14 protein-coding genes are annotated in these 13,861 nt (G+C 46.5%); 11 read left to right on the top strand and 3 right to left on the bottom strand.

The genetic code is table 11. The annotated features are described in order from the left end of the window. Positions 1 to 5: 5 nt before the first annotated feature. The 4 genes from SPICA_RS14310 to SPICA_RS14295 all read left to right on the top strand — a co-directional run bounded on the left by SPICA_RS14310 (position 6) and on the right by SPICA_RS14295 (position 2,897). Positions 6 to 1,418 carry an MBL fold metallo-hydrolase RNA specificity domain-containing protein gene (locus tag SPICA_RS14310; protein WP_013970199.1) on the top strand — a complete coding sequence of 471 codons (1,413 nt, stop codon included), beginning with the start codon at positions 6 to 8 and terminating at the stop codon, positions 1,416 to 1,418. A gap of 3 nt (positions 1,419 to 1,421) precedes the next feature. Next, positions 1,422 to 2,150, top strand: coding sequence for a 23S rRNA (guanosine(2251)-2'-O)-methyltransferase RlmB (gene rlmB, locus SPICA_RS14305; protein WP_013970198.1), 729 nt, complete (start codon positions 1,422 to 1,424; stop codon positions 2,148 to 2,150). Positions 2,151 to 2,271: 121 nt separating this feature from the next. After that, positions 2,272 to 2,520 (top strand): hypothetical protein, encoded by a 249-nt coding sequence (locus SPICA_RS14300; protein ID WP_013970197.1) that lies wholly within the window; start codon positions 2,272 to 2,274, stop codon positions 2,518 to 2,520. Between the two features lie 5 nt (positions 2,521 to 2,525). Then, positions 2,526 to 2,897: a 4Fe-4S binding protein gene (locus SPICA_RS14295; RefSeq protein ID WP_052296392.1), complete on the top strand. Its 372-nt coding sequence runs from the start codon at positions 2,526 to 2,528 to the stop codon at positions 2,895 to 2,897. Between the two features lie 3 nt (positions 2,898 to 2,900). Here the strand turns inward: SPICA_RS14295 and SPICA_RS14290 are convergent, their stop codons facing one another. Continuing rightward, positions 2,901 to 3,215 carry a DUF7670 domain-containing protein gene (locus SPICA_RS14290; protein ID WP_041396275.1) on the bottom strand — a complete coding sequence of 105 codons (315 nt, stop codon included), beginning with the start codon at positions 3,213 to 3,215 and terminating at the stop codon, positions 2,901 to 2,903. A 110-nt stretch (positions 3,216 to 3,325) separates the two neighbouring features. Between SPICA_RS14290 and SPICA_RS14285 the strand changes: the two genes are divergently transcribed. The 5 genes from SPICA_RS14285 to araD all read left to right on the top strand — a co-directional run bounded on the left by SPICA_RS14285 (position 3,326) and on the right by araD (position 8,628). Then, on the top strand, positions 3,326 to 4,132 hold the full coding sequence (locus SPICA_RS14285; protein WP_013970195.1) for an alpha/beta hydrolase: 807 nt from the start codon (positions 3,326 to 3,328) through the stop codon (positions 4,130 to 4,132). Between the two features lie 277 nt (positions 4,133 to 4,409). Further along, entirely contained in the window at positions 4,410 to 5,786 is a 1,377-nt protein-coding gene (locus tag SPICA_RS14280) for an MATE family efflux transporter (RefSeq protein ID WP_013970194.1), read from the top strand. A gap of 4 nt (positions 5,787 to 5,790) precedes the next feature. Beyond that, complete coding sequence (locus SPICA_RS14275) at positions 5,791 to 6,294, top strand: STM3941 family protein (protein ID WP_013970193.1); 504 nt, start codon at positions 5,791 to 5,793, stop codon at positions 6,292 to 6,294. A gap of 125 nt (positions 6,295 to 6,419) precedes the next feature. Further along, the gene (gene araA, locus SPICA_RS14270) at positions 6,420 to 7,919 is read left to right on the top strand and encodes an L-arabinose isomerase (RefSeq protein ID WP_013970192.1); all 1,500 of its coding nucleotides are present in this window, start codon (positions 6,420 to 6,422) and stop codon (positions 7,917 to 7,919) included. A 7-nt stretch (positions 7,920 to 7,926) separates the two neighbouring features. Further along, positions 7,927 to 8,628, top strand: coding sequence for an L-ribulose-5-phosphate 4-epimerase AraD (araD, locus tag SPICA_RS14265; RefSeq protein WP_013970191.1), 702 nt, complete (start codon positions 7,927 to 7,929; stop codon positions 8,626 to 8,628). Positions 8,629 to 8,646: 18 nt separating this feature from the next. Here the strand turns inward: araD and SPICA_RS14260 are convergent, their stop codons facing one another. Together SPICA_RS14260 and SPICA_RS14255 are read right to left on the bottom strand one after the other, a co-directional pair. Next, entirely contained in the window at positions 8,647 to 10,104 is a 1,458-nt protein-coding gene (locus SPICA_RS14260) for a sugar ABC transporter ATP-binding protein (protein WP_041396274.1), read from the bottom strand. After that, positions 10,097 to 10,882 carry a DeoR/GlpR family DNA-binding transcription regulator gene (locus SPICA_RS14255; RefSeq protein WP_013970189.1) on the bottom strand — a complete coding sequence of 262 codons (786 nt, stop codon included), beginning with the start codon at positions 10,880 to 10,882 and terminating at the stop codon, positions 10,097 to 10,099. The genes SPICA_RS14260 and SPICA_RS14255 overlap by 8 nt, the downstream gene beginning before the upstream one ends. Positions 10,883 to 11,108: 226 nt before the next feature. On the opposite strand from SPICA_RS14255, the gene chvE reads away from it, so the two are divergent. Then, a complete protein-coding gene (gene chvE, locus SPICA_RS14250) occupies positions 11,109 to 12,197 on the top strand; it encodes a multiple monosaccharide ABC transporter substrate-binding protein (protein ID WP_013970188.1) in 1,089 nt (362 codons plus the stop codon). Positions 12,198 to 12,289: 92 nt separating this feature from the next. Then, on the top strand, positions 12,290 to 13,843 hold the full coding sequence (mmsA, locus tag SPICA_RS14245; protein ID WP_013970187.1) for a multiple monosaccharide ABC transporter ATP-binding protein: 1,554 nt from the start codon (positions 12,290 to 12,292) through the stop codon (positions 13,841 to 13,843). The last annotated feature ends 18 nt before the right edge of the window (positions 13,844 to 13,861 follow it).

Raw genomic sequence — 13,861 nt, 5'->3', positions numbered from 1 at the left:
AAGATATGGCGATTACACTCTATTCCCTCGGTGCGGCCGAGGAAGTAACGGGCTCCAAGCATGTGCTCGAAGTTGATGGCAGGTCATACCTGATCGATTGTGGTGCCTTTCAGGGCAAGCGGGCTGAGGCGGACCGGAAAAACCGGGACTTCGGCATCGATACGGACCGGATTGAGTCGGTGGTGCTGACCCATGGGCATTTTGACCATTGCGGGCTCTTGCCGCTATTACCTAAAAGCGGTTACAAAGGGACGATCTATGCTACCCCAGCTACCAGGGATATTTCCAGTCTGGTCATGATGGACTCCGCCCGGATACAGGCCCGGGACGCCGAATATTTAGGAAAACAGGCGGTTAAAAAGGGGGAAAAGTTTACCTGGCAGCCCCTGTATACCGAACAGGATGCCATTGCGGCGACAGGACAGATTGTGTCCGTGTCCTACCAGCGGCCAATGTGGATCGGCGACGGGGTACAGCTTGAGTTTTACGATGCGGGCCACATTCTGGGATCCGCCATGGCGGTCATCAAGATAAAACAGAATGGCTCTGAACGGATTATTGCCTATACGGGAGACCTGGGACGCAAGGGAAAACCCATTATCCGGGATCCGGCTACGAACCTCCCTGCGCCGGACTATCTGGTTCTGGAAAGCACCTATGGCGATCGGCGGCACGATGGGACCGAAGATGCGATGAAACGGCTTGCAGAGGTTGTCCGCAGGGCGGTTAAAACAAAGGGCCGTATTCTTATCCCCTCCTTCGCCATCGAACGAACCCAGGAACTGGTGTACTACTTTCATATGCTTACGGACCGGGGGGAAATCCCTGAAATCCCCATTTATGTGGATTCCCCCATGGCAACCAATGCAACTACGATTTTTCAGGTACATCCGGAGTGCTATGATGAAGAAACCCACGAGGCGTTTATAAAACATCATAAGAATCCCTTTGGGTTTAATGCCCTCCATTTCACCACCAGTGTGGATGAATCGAAGGCCCTGAACGATATGGAGGGCCCGCTGGTTATCATTTCCGCCGATGGTATGTGCGAAGCGGGCCGGATTCAGCATCATCTGATTCACAGCATCGAGGATCCCAATACTACGATCCTCATTGTGGGGTATATGGCTGAAGACACCCTGGGCCGGCGGATCCGGGACAGGGAAGGGGAAGTGAAAATTCATGGCGAGTGGTTCAAACTGCGTGCCCAGGTGGAGGCTATCGATGCCTTTAGTGCCCATGCGGACTACCAGGAAACCATCGATTGGCTCAAAGCGATCGATACCTCTCGGCTTAAAAAGATATTCCTGGTTCACGGTGAAAAGGATGCCCAAAAGGTTTTCAGCCGGCACCTGGCAGATAACGGTTTTACTAATGTGGAAATTGTGCGCTATGGTGTAAGCTACGATGTGGAGTAATTGATGGCATATTTGACAGGCTTTCACGTAATAGAAGAATTAATCCGTTCGGGCAAGGCTAAGGGGCCCCTGCTGGTGGCCAATGCAGGCCCCCGGGCTCGAACGATCATGTCTCTGGCGACGGATAATAAGATACGAATTGACCGGGTGGGTGAATATGAACTCAACCGGCTCGCTCCGGGGAACCGGGGTATAGCCCTTTATGTGGAAGGTAAGGACCAGAGCAATGAGACGACGGTTCAGGACTTTCTTGCAGGTCTCGAGGAAGGCCAGGATGCCCTGGTGGTTGTTCTGGATGGCATAACGGATCCCCATAACTATGGGGCCATCCTCAGGTCCTGTGACCAGTTTGGTGCAGATCTGGTTATTGTTGCAAACCGCCGGTCCGCTAAGGATGCGGAAGTGGTTTCTAAAACCAGTGCCGGTACCGTCGCCTGGGTGCCTATTGCCATCGTGTCTAATCTGGTTCGTTCTGTGGAACAGCTCAAGGATGCAGGTTTCTGGGTCTATGGGGCTGATATGAAGGGAGAAGCGGTCTATGACAAGGACCTCCGGGGCAGGACCGTTCTTATCATGGGGAGCGAAGGCTCAGGTATATCGCGGCTCCTTAAGGAAACCTGCGATGGTATGGTTTCGATTCCCACTAGCGGCCAGGTCGATTCCCTCAATGTGTCCGTAGCCGCCGGGGTGCTCCTCTACGAAGCCCGCCGCCAGCGGGCTAGAGAGAAATAAGTATTCCGTCAGAGGGTCGCGCAAAAGTAAGCCCGCCGCCAGCGGGCCATGCAGAAATAAGCCGTTTCGGGGTACGAGAGCCGAGGGGCAAGCAATAGGTAAAACAGGAGTCATGCACTATATGAAATCTCAGGTAGTACTGCTGCGCTGCGAAAGCTATGATGAAAACACGGTCTATGAAAGGGTCCGCCAGGGTTTGGAACTCCTCGGCGGGCTGGAATCGCTCATCAACCTCGATGAACGGGTCCTCTTTAAGGTCAATAACCTGGCATCTTCCCGGCCGGAAGAAGCGGTAACGACCCATCCTTTGTACCAACCAATTTTTATGGAAAGGAATACGGCCTTGGAACCTATCTGGAGGATGAAATAGAATTTTTGGGGGATCCCCTCCCGTCCCTCATGGCCCCCGATTTTGATGTGGTACGCAAACCCCTGCACCTGAAACACGATAATGGCAACCATACCCTCGTTCCGCAGGCGCTTCTTACCCTCGGGAAACATGCAGCCCAGCGCTGGTCGTCCTGGCCCCGCATTGTGGCCCAGAAATGTATTAAGTGCGGTATCTGTGTCGATGCCTGCCCCGTCGAAGGCAAGGCTCTGCAGTTCAATGATGGCAAACGAACAAGCCCGCCCGTTTATAACTACTCCAAGTGTATCCGCTGTTTTTGCTGTCAGGAAATGTGCCCCAAGAAAGCAATAGATGTGGAAAGTCCCCTTCTGTACCGGCTATTTAGAAAACGATCGTGAATGTTATAAGGAAGGAATGTTGTGAATAAGAAAAGCGCCCAGTATTTTTAGGGGACTGGCATCCATTTCAAACACATCAAGTGAAAAAAGGCTAACAAATAGGATGATGAGGATGGCTGCAATCCGTGGAGCACGGTGTATGATATGCGCCAGCCATTCATCAACCTGACCCTGATAATGATATTCCCGCCACGCCCGCACCAGCACATAAATAGAACCGTAAAAGAGGATAAGCGGGATGGTGAGTATTACGCTATTTGCGAGGGGCATCCACCGATGTAGTTCGATAAGTGTAGTAGTTTTTATGTTTGCTTTCAAGTTGTGTGGTGTTAATTATTTTAATCCTTTGACTTGTCAGGACGATATTTTCAAGTTTAAAATCTGGTAAGAAATAGGTGAATAGATTTTACTTAAGGAAAATTCCTGTTATGAGCACTAACAATCGGATTTTAATAAAGCTTCTGGTTTTGTTTGCTTGTCTGTATATCCCCAAGACTGATGCACAAACTATTTCTAACAATACATTAATGGGAGGTACCATGATAAAGGAAACCTATTATTCCACAACAACAAAAGCAAATCGGAATTGTTATGTGTATCTGCCAGAAAATTATAACCCATCAAAAAAATATAGTATTGTTTACGTTTTGCATGGTATTGGGGGTACCGAAGATGAATGGATCATCAATGGTTCGCCGAAAGAAATCATGGATCAGTTATATAAAAATAAGCTGGTCAAACCAATGATACTGGTGTTTCCTAATGGCAGGGCAATGAATCCCGATACGGTCCCTCGGGATGTGTATGGCGCAGAGGCACAAGCTGCTTTTGCTCGTTTTGAGTTTGATGTATTGAATGATCTCATGCCATTTATAGAAAAAAGATATTCTGTGTATGGTGATAGAGCTCATCGAGCTATTTGTGGCCTTTCTATGGGAGGCGGGCAAGCCCTTAATTTTGGGCTTGCCCATCCTGACCTTTTTGAGTATGTAGGGGCTTTTTCTCCTGCTCCGAATACGGATGTTACAAAGTTCAAGGTGGAAAATAACAAAACAAGTCCCCTTATCTATGTACTCTGCGGCGAGTCAGACAATCTTCTTTTTGTTTCCCAGAATGTCAATAACTATTTAACCTCCAAAGGGATACCCCATACCTATAAAACGATGCCCGGTAACCACGAATGGTCAGTATGGAAAGAAGGCTTACGTTCCTTTGTGCAGATGATTTTTAGATAAATCGGTTGCACAAGCTACAAACGATAGAGCTACTTAAGTACATTAATATACACGTCCATCAAGGTGATACCATCAGCCTGATATACATGTTCAAAACAAGAAAGAACATCCTCCACCATTTTTTGTTTATATCCGTTATCTTTGAGATAGTGTAAAATCTGCAGTAGAAATGCCACCAACCGGTGCTTTCATTTTTGTCTGATTTGTTAACCAGCGGTTTACAGTATGAATATAATTATTGACTAATATATTAGTACCGGTTTTACTGTTATACCATATGAATACTATCAATCTACGATCTGGTCCAATTAGTCCGTTACTTATCAGATTAGGTCTGCCGGTTCTTGCAGGTCAGGCATTTAATCTTCTCTACAACATTGTAGATACCTGGTTTATTGCCCAAATAAATCCATCTGACCCGTATCTTGTGGGTGCCACAGGGCTTGTGTTCCCGTTATTTTTTATTTTTCTTGCAGCGAGCTTCGGTATTTCAGGTGGTGTATCTTCTCTTGTTGCCCGAGCAATTGGAGCTGGTCGTGCGAAGGAACTTGACCAGACTGCTGAAAGTGCCCTTGCCCTTGCTCTCAGTGCCAGTACTGTGATCATGCTTTTCATGTATCCCTTTGCAGTTCCTTTATTACAGCTCTTTGGTGGTAAGGGGCTCTTATTGGAGTATGGTCTTGAGTATCTTTTATGGTTGCTCCCAACGGTGCCCTTTATGCTGGCCGGTGCAGTGTTCACTGGGATTCTTCAGGGTGAAGGCCGAACAAAGCACATGATGATGGCGATGATGATCGGTACTATCGCAAATATTGTGCTTGATCCCTTATTGATTTTTGGGGCCCGTATGGGAATTGCAGGCGCAGCTTTCGCGACCTGTTTGAGCAATGCACTCAGTCTGGTGTATCTGGTTGTGGTGTTTCTAATACGCACATCTAATGTCACTATACATTGGAAAATATCGAATATATCAAGTTCTGTTATTGTTGAGATACTCCGTGTCGGTTTACCCCAAAGTGTACTTAATCTTCTCTCATCAATCAGTTTTATTTTTTATAACCGGATTATGACTGATATAGATCCGGTTGTACTGACATCTTTTACGTTGTATTCGAGACTTGAACAGATTGCTCTTATTCCGATCTGGTCCTTATCGAGTGCAGTCGCAGCTATCGCAGGACAGGCTGCAGGCGCCGGGGATATTAAACGGATGAAGCAGACCTTAATGACTTCAACATGGATGGGGATTTTGGTGTGTGGTTTGCTGCTCCTTGGCTATGTACTTGTATCTCCCTGGCTCTTTGCTGCATTCCAGACCGATTCACAGGTGCTGGCTACTGCGGGACAGATTACCCCATGGATGGCTACGGCAACATTCTTTGTACTTCCGGTTTTCATGATTACTACTATTATGTCTACCGCAGGTTTTGCCGGTATGAGTTTGGCATTCACTGCGTATAGAATATATTTTCTCAATGTCCCCTTCTGTATGCTTGGCGCCTATGTGATCGGAAAGACGATGACTTCGGTACTTGGGGCCATCGTACTGGCCTCTCTGCTCACCCTGGGTAGTGGGATGTTTGCAGGGCTTCTGTTTTTTCGAGCCCTTGAAACAGGTCGATTAAAGATCCGAATGTCTGCAGTGAAGGAGTAAAACTATGATCTCTGAACATGAAACGGTGATAGAATTAAGTAAAAAGAAAGTGGTTTTGCTGACCATAGGGGCTAGCATATTTGTTGCCCTTGGTATCTGGTTGCTCCAATTGCAATTTATCGTTGGGATACTAGCGATAGGTTTTTTTGGCCTTTGCCTTGTGTTCAGTGTAATAAAACTCTTTGATAAAAAACCTGGTCTTATACTGAATGGAAAGGGTTTAATCGATAATTCAAGCGTTGTGAGTGCTGGCTTTATTCCCTGGTCTGAGGTGACAGGGTTTTCAATATTTGAGATTCAAAAGCAGAAAATGCTTGTAGTTGGTATTCGAAACCCGGAAAAGTATATCGAACATAGTAGCCCCCTAAAACGGATAATCAACAAAGCAAACTACAATCTTTGCGGCAGTCCTGTTGTAATAACATCTAACACACTCAAAATGAAGTTTGATGAGCTTACCTCATTATGTAATCAATACTTTATGCGTTATGGCAAAATAAGCGAATAATCAGCATTGACAAGTCTGGTATTCTGTTTTACCATTATGCGTGAACGTACACGCTTTATGCGAGGCACCTGGTTATCAAGAGCGGTGCTGGGTGGCATAGAATTGTTGTTTCTGGAGGTTGAACTATGAATACTGGATTAAAACGATTTGCTTTCTGGTTTGTGGTGGGCAGTCAGGACTTGTATGGAGAAGCAACCTTACAGCAGGTTTCGGACCATGCAAAGAAAATGGTAGCCGGCATGGAGGGCGATCCCCTTTTGCCAGGCACCCTGGTGTTAAAACCTACCGTGTTAACCCCCCTGGGAATCCGAACGCTCTTTGAACAGGCTAATGCGGATCCCTTCTGTGCGGGGATTATCACCTGGATGCATACCTTTTCGCCCTCCAAGATGTGGATTTCCGGTCTTGCAATTAACCGGAAGCCGATTCTGCATTTACATACGCAGTACAACCGGGATATTCCCTGGGCGAGCATCGATATGGATTTTATGAACCTGAACCAGTCTGCCCATGGAGACCGGGAGCATGGGTTCATTCATGCCCGGATGCGGCTGCCGAGAAAAATCGTGGTCGGCCACTGGGAAGATCCAGAGGTCAGGCGGAAAATTGGTGTGTGGATGCGGGCTGCTGCAGCTGCTGCGGATGGCGAGCGGACGACGGTGGTTCGCTGGGGTGACAATATGCGGGAGGTTGCCGTTACCGAGGGAAATAAGGTCTCTGCCCAGATCCAGTTTGGCTGGCAGGTAAATGGATGGGGTATCGGCGACCTCGCAGCTGTAGTAGCCCAGATACCAGATCAAGAGATAGATGCCCTGGTTGCAGAATATGAAGCAGCCTATGAAATTGGTGCTGAACTAAAAGCCAATAAGGATGCCATGAAGGCTATTCGGGAACAGGCCCGGTATGAACTGGGAATGAAACAGTTCCTCGAGCTTCAGAATGCCCGGGCTTTTACCACCACTTTTCAGGATCTTCACGGGCTTGAACAGCTTCCGGGGCTTGCGGTTCAGCGGCTCATGGAGCAGGGCTATGGTTTTGGCGCCGAGGGTGACTGGAAGACTGCCCAGCTCGTGCGGGCAGTTAAAGTGATGGCCACAGGGTTACCCGGGGGCTCATCATTTATGGAAGACTACACCTATCACTTTGAGCCGGGAAAGGAAGCAATTCTGGGCGCCCACATGCTAGAGGTGTGCCCCTCTATTGCGGCTCGAAAACCGCGGATTGAGGTACATCCCCTCGGTATTGGGGGAAAGAAGGATCCGGCCCGGATGGTCTTTGATGCAGCCTCAGGTCCGGCAGTCTGTGCATCCCTGATCGATCTAGGAGACCGGTTCCGGCTCGTGGTGAATGAGGTTGAATCGATTAAAATAGAAAAGGATATGCCGAAATTGCCCGTAGCTCGGGTCCTCTGGAAACCTTATCCGAATCTGCAGGATGCTGCCGAGAGCTGGATTTTGGCCGGCGGAGCCCATCATTCGGCCTTTTCGCTTGCCATAACGACCGAATACCTCCGGGACTGGGCAGAAATAATGGGAATAGAACTTGTGGTCATCAACAAGCACACTGACCCGGTCAGGCTTCGGGATGAATTGAGGTGGGCAGAAGCCTATTGGTCCAGGAGATAGGTGTACTATGGATCCCTATAAAAGCCTCCGAGAAGAGGCCTATGAGGCGAATATGGAAATACCTCGGCGAGCTTTAGCTCTCTATACCTGGGGTAACGTATCAGCCTTTGATCGACAGCGGGCAATCCTTGCGATAAAACCTTCCGGGGTTGCCTATGAGGCCCTGAAGGTTAGTGACATGGTGGTGATGGATCTTGAGGGTAAAAAGGTTGATGGAAAGCTGAATCCGTCATCGGATACAAAAACCCATATTGTGCTCTACCGAGTCTTCCCCGGTATTGCCGGGGTTACCCACACCCATTCCACCTATGCGGTTGCCTGGGCTCAGGCCCGGCGGTCGGTTCCGGTTTTGGGAACCACCCATGCGGACCACTGCACCCATCCAATCCCCTGTACAGAGTATATTAGTGAAGAAGCTCTTAAGCATGATTATGAACAGGAGACAGGAAACCTGATTGTGGCAACCTTCCGGAGCCAGCAACTGGATCCGGAAGAAATTCCTATGGTGCTGGTGGCCGGTCATGGCCCCTTTACCTGGGGGGCTTCTGCGGCCAAATCGGTGTATCATGCAGCAGTTCTAGAAGAAATCTGCAAAATGGCCTATCTCACCGGGGTGCTGTCCGATGATATAAAGGGTTTACCGGCTTACATTGTGCAGAAGCACTATGACCGGAAGCATGGAGCTAATGCCTACTACGGGCAGCGGTAATTGCAGAAATAAATACGGTTAGGCCCGGGTCGCGTATTTTAGAATACGTTCCGGGCTTGCCGCTTCGTGGGATAGTTCAGCCACGATGGTGCCGCCGGTGAGTACCAGGATTCGGTCGCACATGCCGATGATTTCTTCGATATCTGATGATATCAGAATTACTGAGCCGCCCTTTGCTACAATATCATTAATGGCATTATAGAGGTCAATTCTGGACGAAACATCGATGCCGCGGCTCGGTTCATCGAATATATAGATGTCTGCCCGGTAGGCGAGCCATCGTGCAATGGCAACCTTCTGTTGGTTTCCCCCTGAATAGTTATCCGGATAATCATTGACATTTCCGGTCTTAATACCAATGTGATCGCTGTATTTCCGTACTGTATGGAACATGCGGCCTGTTTGTAAACCTGTGAAGCCCTTAAAGCGCGGAAGAGATGCTATGGTGATATTAAGAATTAAATTCTGATAATGCAGAATAGCATTAACGCTCCGATCCTCGGGAATGAGGGCAATTCCCTGTCTCAGTGCATCAATGGGGGATCTGAAAATGATATCTCTTCCATGAATTTTAATGGTTCCTGAAGAAACAGGTTCTTCGCCGAAGAGACAGTGGGCAAGTTTGGTACGGCCTGAACCCATAAGACCAGTAATGCCCAGGATTTCTCTTTTGTATAACGAAAAAGAAATGTTATTTAATATAGGAGAGGAAGAAAGTTTTTCAACCTCGAGCACCGGATTTCCGATGGGGCGTGTAAAACGGGGATACCGTTCAATAAGGGATTTGCCTGACATCAACCTAACAATACTTTTTCGGTCAATTTCCATTACCGTTTTGGTGCCAAGAATTTTACCCTGTCGTATAACAGAAACCTCATCACCTATTTTAAAAATTTCATCCAGACGATGGGATACGTAGAGAACGCCGGTCCCTTTGGTCTTTAATTTCTGGATTATGGTAAAGAGAATTTTCCGCTCCGGTTCTCCAAGGGCTGCAGAAGGTTCATCAAAAATCACGAGATTCCAATCATGCACAAGAGCCTTTGCAGCGGACAGGAGCTGTCGCTGGGCATACCCTAACTGACGGACCAGTACTTTGGGATCCAGGAGTATGCCGAGTTCCTGAAATAAACTATTAGTAGTTTGTATGATTTTCATGAACTCAATAGAACCATTCCATGAGCGGGGGTAACAGTTAAAGAAAATGTTTTCTGCCACTGATAGATTCTCAAAAACCTGGGGTTCCTGAGGAAGGAAGAGAATTGAGTTGGCTGGGCAATTACGAAACAGCTCCCCTGAGTCAGGAATATCAATGCCTGCCATAATGTGCAGGAGACGGGTTTTTCCAGAACCATTTTCACCGATTAATACGTGCACTTTTCCGGGATATAAGCTCAGGTTGATGTCAGAAAGGGAGAACTCTTCCGAAATTCGTTTCGATACATGGTCTAACGTGATGATGGGATGCTCATCCATGTTTAGGCCCTTCATAAATATCCACGGTGGTAAAAAGTCTGAGATTAGCCTTAAATAAATGCTGTTTGAGGCTTTCTGAGATTTTTCTGTCCGTAACAATAGTATCTCCATTTTTAGCTGCACCAAAAGAATAGAATGCAGGACGGTTAAAGTGCTCAGCACTACAGAGGATGATGAGATCCTTGGTGTTGTTCCTTGCTTCCCGAATCAACAGAGCCTTTTCCTGAGAAGAGACCGATAATTCAAAATGCTCAGAAAAACCATCTATGGTTACAAACATTTTATGAACATGAAACCGTTTCATGTCATCCAGTGTTAGGGCTCCATAGACCGCTGGTTCTTTCTGAGAAAGGTCTCCACCCAGAAGCACTACCTGCTTATTTTTATGAGTTTCAACTTCCATTGCAATGGAAAGGTCGTTAGTAAGTATGATAAGGGGTTCTATAGTTTGAATATGCTGGATAATTGCCCGACAATGTATCCCAGCTATCAGTAAAACAGTGTCGCCTGGTTGGATTAACCGGGAAGCGGTTTTACCAATACCATACATATCGAGGGTGTTGTTTGCCTTTTTTGCAGTATAGGTATCATGAGGTGAGTCTACAATAATTGCTCCGCCGTGGGTTCTTACCAGAAATCGGTCTTCTTCAAGTTTTTCCAGATCACGGCGAATTGTTACCTCAGACACAGAAAGTAGTTCAGTGAGGGTGCGGACATCGACCTGTTTATGTTCAAGCAGGTAGTTGCGGATAAGACGGTGTCGTTCTAAGGCAAACACACAGGGCTCCTCTATGATTATATCATAATAATTTTATCATACATCGTGCCTCAGAATTTAAGCAATTAAGATAATTAAAAAAAGTGTACGTAAACGCATTTTTTATTTGACAGATTCGAAAACTGGGTGTACGATACAATCATATACGAAAGTTTTAGAACAATGCGTGTACGTTACCGCTCGCATAAATGTTCTAAAACAATCAATCCTAGGAAAAGGAGTGCCTATGAAACGTTTTATTCGATTTGCCAGTCTGTTACTGGTCAGTTCACTGGTTGCTGTTAGCGTTTTGCTAATGGTCGGTTGTCAAAAAAATGCAGGGGCAAAGAAAAATTATGTCGGTATTGCCATGCCAACCCAGTCTTCTCAGCGCTGGATTCAGGATGGCGGAAACATGAAAAAGATTCTTGAAGGTCGAGGCTATAAAGTAGATCTCCAGTATGCAGAAGACAATATTGATGCTCAGATTGCCCAGCTTGAAAACATGATTACCAAGGGTGTGAATTGTCTGGTTATTGCATCAATTGACGGAGAATCTTTGACTAATGTTCTGAAGAAAGCTGCGGCGGCAAAAATCCCCGTAATTGCCTATGACCGGCTTATCCGTAACAGTCCCCATGTCGACTACTATGCGACCTTCGATAACTATAAGGTCGGCGTTCAGCAGGGCGGTTATATCGTGGAGAAACTGGGATTGAAGGAAGGAAAGGGGCCATATAATATTGAAATTTTTGCGGGCTCCCCTGATGATAACAATGCCTACTTCTTCTATAACGGTGCTATGGATCAGCTGAATCCCTATATTAAAAGCGGGAAACTGGTGGTGCGGTCCGGACAGATTGAATTTGCCAAGGTCGCAACCCTCCGTTGGGATGGTGCTACCGCTCAACAGCGGATGGATAACATCCTGACCGCCTACTATACCTCAGCCAATGTTGATGCAGTGCTCTCCCCCTATGATGGAATTTCTATTGGTATCCTTTCCGCACTCAAGAGCTCTGGCTATGGCCGTGGCGGCAAGAAGCTTCCCATCGTGACCGGACAGGATGCAGAACTTCCTTCAGTAAAATCCATTATTGCCGGTGAACAGGCTCATACCGTATTCAAAGATACCCGTGTACTCGCCGAGAAAGCCGCAAATATGGTCGATGCAGTACTTCAGGGAAAACCTGCAGAAGTGAACGATACAAAAACCTATGATAACGGCGTAAAGGTTGTTCCTTCCTATCTGTGCGAACCCGTATCGGTGGATATTTCGAATTACAAACAAGTGCTCATCGGTAGCGGCTATTATACCGAAGACCAGTTAAAGTAAGATAATTTGTGAGAGGATAGGGTGCTTTGACGATAATTTCGTCAAAGTGCCCTATGTTCATGAGTGGATACATACATTTGAGGTCACAGACAATGGCTGAAATTATTCTTGAAATGAAGGAAATCACCAAAAACTTTACAGGTGTCCGTGCTCTGGATCGGGTCAGCCTTACCGTATTTGATGATGAGATACATGCCCTCGTTGGTGAAAATGGGGCAGGAAAATCTACGTTGATGAAGGTCCTGAGTGGTGTGTATCCCCATGGTTCCTATGAGGGAACCATCTATTTTAAAGGCAAAGAATGCCAGTTCAGGGATATCCGCGACAGTGAACATATGGGCATTGTGATCATTCATCAGGAACTGGCACTGATTCCCTATCTTTCCATCGCAGAGAATATTTTTTTAGGTAACGAACAGGCAAAGAATGGGGTCATCAATTGGGATGAAACGGTAGCGAAGGCGAAGCAATTATTAAAAAAAGTAGGTTTGGATGAAAATCCGAACACATTAATTGCAGATATCGGTGTTGGAAAACAACAGCTTGTGGAAATAGCTAAGGCCCTTTCTAAAAATGTAAAACTTTTGATACTGGATGAGCCCACTGCAGCTTTGAATGATGAGGAATCCAATAAATTACTCGACTTGCTGGTAGAGCTCAAAGGGCATGGTATTACATCAATTCTTATTTCTCATAAGTTGAACGAAATAACTAAAGTTGCCGATGCAGTAACAGTTATCCGGGATGGACGGGTCATAGAAACATTGCAGAATGATAAGCGGTCCCTGGATGAAGACCGAATCATAAAAAGCATGGTCGGCCGGGAAATTGTAGACCGCTTCCCCAAACGATCGGTGGAAATTGGAGAAGAGGTATTCCGTGTAGAAGGCCTTACGGTCCATGATCCAAATAATGAAGATCGGCAGGTAATTAAAAATGTTTCCTTTAATGTTCGAAAAGGTGAAGTGGTGGGATTTGCAGGCCTTATGGGCGCCGGCAGGACTGAAATTGCCATGAGTATTTTCGGTAAGTCCTATGGTATCCACCATCGAGGTAAAATTATAAAAAATGGCCGTGAATTGCGTATTAACACAGTACCGGAAGCCATTGAACATGGCATTGCATATGTAACAGAAGATCGTAAAAATTACGGCCTGGTCCTTATCGATGACATACGAACTAATGTGTCCCTGGCAAGCCTAAAATCGGTGAGCACCCTGGCGGTTATCGATGAGAACCGGGAAACTCAGATTGCAAATGAATATCGGGATAAACTGAAGATAAAATGTGCCAGCCTTTCCCAGAAAGTAGAAAACCTTTCCGGCGGGAACCAGCAGAAGGTAGTCCTTGGAAAGTGGATTATGGCAAATCCTGATATACTAATTCTTGATGAACCCACCCGCGGTATCGATGTAGGCGCAAAATATGAGATTTATACGATCATCAATAAATTGGCCGCTGAAGGCAAGGCTATATTGATGATATCCTCTGAGATGCCGGAACTGCTTGGTATGTGTGACCGGATTTATGTGATTACTGAGGGCCAGATCGTGGGAGAACTATCCCAGCACGAAGCATCTCAGGAAGCGATTATGAAGAAAATTATCGAACATCAGAAATTGAGCCGTCAGAGGATTTCAGCCTGAATTGAATTATAAGGAGCA

This window comes from Gracilinema caldarium DSM 7334 (assembly GCF_000219725.1).
Classification (GTDB): Bacteria; Spirochaetota; Spirochaetia; order Treponematales; family Breznakiellaceae; genus Gracilinema; species Gracilinema caldarium.
The sequence above is the reverse complement of the archived record's forward strand: the minus strand, read 5'-3'. Positions and strand labels throughout refer to the sequence as shown.